Below are 1,440 nucleotides of genomic sequence, written 5' to 3' on the forward strand. Positions count from 1 at the left end.
ACGTGTGCTCTTCTCATATCAGGAGGGCAAAAAATAACTATATTGTATTTTTAGTCGGAATAAGATTTATCTGGTGAAATACTTTATTTAACACTAACAAAACAGGCACGCCAATGACCACACACACACACACACAAACACCTCTTGTCTCCAAGGAGATGGTGGTTCCCTTTATTTTACTTGTTCTGTGCTTTGCTGCATGGGGAGCTGCGGCAAACATGACTGATCCGCTAGTAAAAGTGTTTAGTAAAATTTTTACTATGTCGTCAGTGCAGTCTGCATTGGTACAATTTAGCTACTATGGAGCTTACTTTTGCCTAGCTATTCCGGCGGCATATATCAATAAACGCTTTTCGTATAAAACAGGTGTGTTAACCGGTTTAGGGATGGCTGCAATCGGAGCATTTTTGTTTTATCCCGCCAGCCAAGCAATGACTTATGGTTTTTTTTTAGTGGCTTTGTTTGTGTTAGCTGGAGGCTTATCTATTTTAGAGACATCAGCAAACCCTTATGTAATGGGAATGGGCACCCAACAAGGTGCAACTCGCAGGTTGAATTTGGCGCAATCATTTAACCCTGTCGGTACTAACATTGGTGTTTTTTTAGCCGCTACCCTTATTTTACCAAAGCTCAATACCGCAACCTCTGGTGAGCGCACAAATATGAATAGTGAGCAATTAACTAGCATTATAAGCGCAGAACTTGATGCAGTTATGGTGCCTTATGTTGGTATGGCTTGTGTGTTGGTTTTTATTTGGTTGGCAATTGCGTTTACTAAAACACCTAATTTTTGTAAGCAAAAAAAAGTCTCTAAGCATGTAGAATTTAGTGCAACGTTTAAGCGCTTGTTTAAAAATACCCATTACCGCTTTGGTGTTATCGCCCAGTTTTTTAATGTTGCGGCGCAAACTTGTGTATGGACATTTACCATCCAGTACGTAATGGAGGCACTCGATACAAATGAAGTTACTGGGGGAAGTATTTTACAATACAGTATGATCACCTTTTTAGTTTCTCGATTTGTAATGACCTGGCTTATGGGATTTATTCGTCCTGCCAAACTGTTAATGGCAACCTCTATTATTGCAATGCTGCTGTGTTTTTATATGGTGAAAATGCCAAATATAAGTGGCGTATGGGCGCTGGTAAGTATATCGGCTTGCTTGTCGTTAATGTTTCCAACTATTTACGCGATTTCACTACATGGGTTAGGCGATGATGCAAAACTAGGTGCTGCTGGTTTAGTAATGGCTATTTTAGGTGGAGCGATAGTTCCTGTATTCCAAGCTGTGTTTATTGATACATACAGTGTCGCGTTTTCTTATGTTGTGCCTGCGGGGTGTTTTATTATTGTTGCAGCTTATGCTGCATTTGATTTAAAAACAAAAGTCAGAGTATTCAATAATGTAGCGCCTTGCTAAATGGATTGAAAACCGAGCC

The 1,440-nt window shown here is 39.8% G+C and carries 1 protein-coding gene; it reads left to right on the forward strand.

Annotated features, from left to right (window positions below):
• The first annotated feature begins 113 nt into the window (after positions 1-113).
• Positions 114-1,421: an L-fucose:H+ symporter permease gene (gene fucP, locus H5072_RS19370; protein ID WP_029753314.1), complete on the forward strand. Its 1,308-nt coding sequence runs from the start codon at positions 114-116 to the stop codon at positions 1,419-1,421.
• The last annotated feature ends 19 nt before the right edge of the window (positions 1,422-1,440 follow it).

Source organism: Pseudoalteromonas sp. SR45-5, from assembly GCF_014163565.1.
GTDB lineage: Bacteria > Pseudomonadota > Gammaproteobacteria > Enterobacterales > Alteromonadaceae > Pseudoalteromonas > Pseudoalteromonas distincta.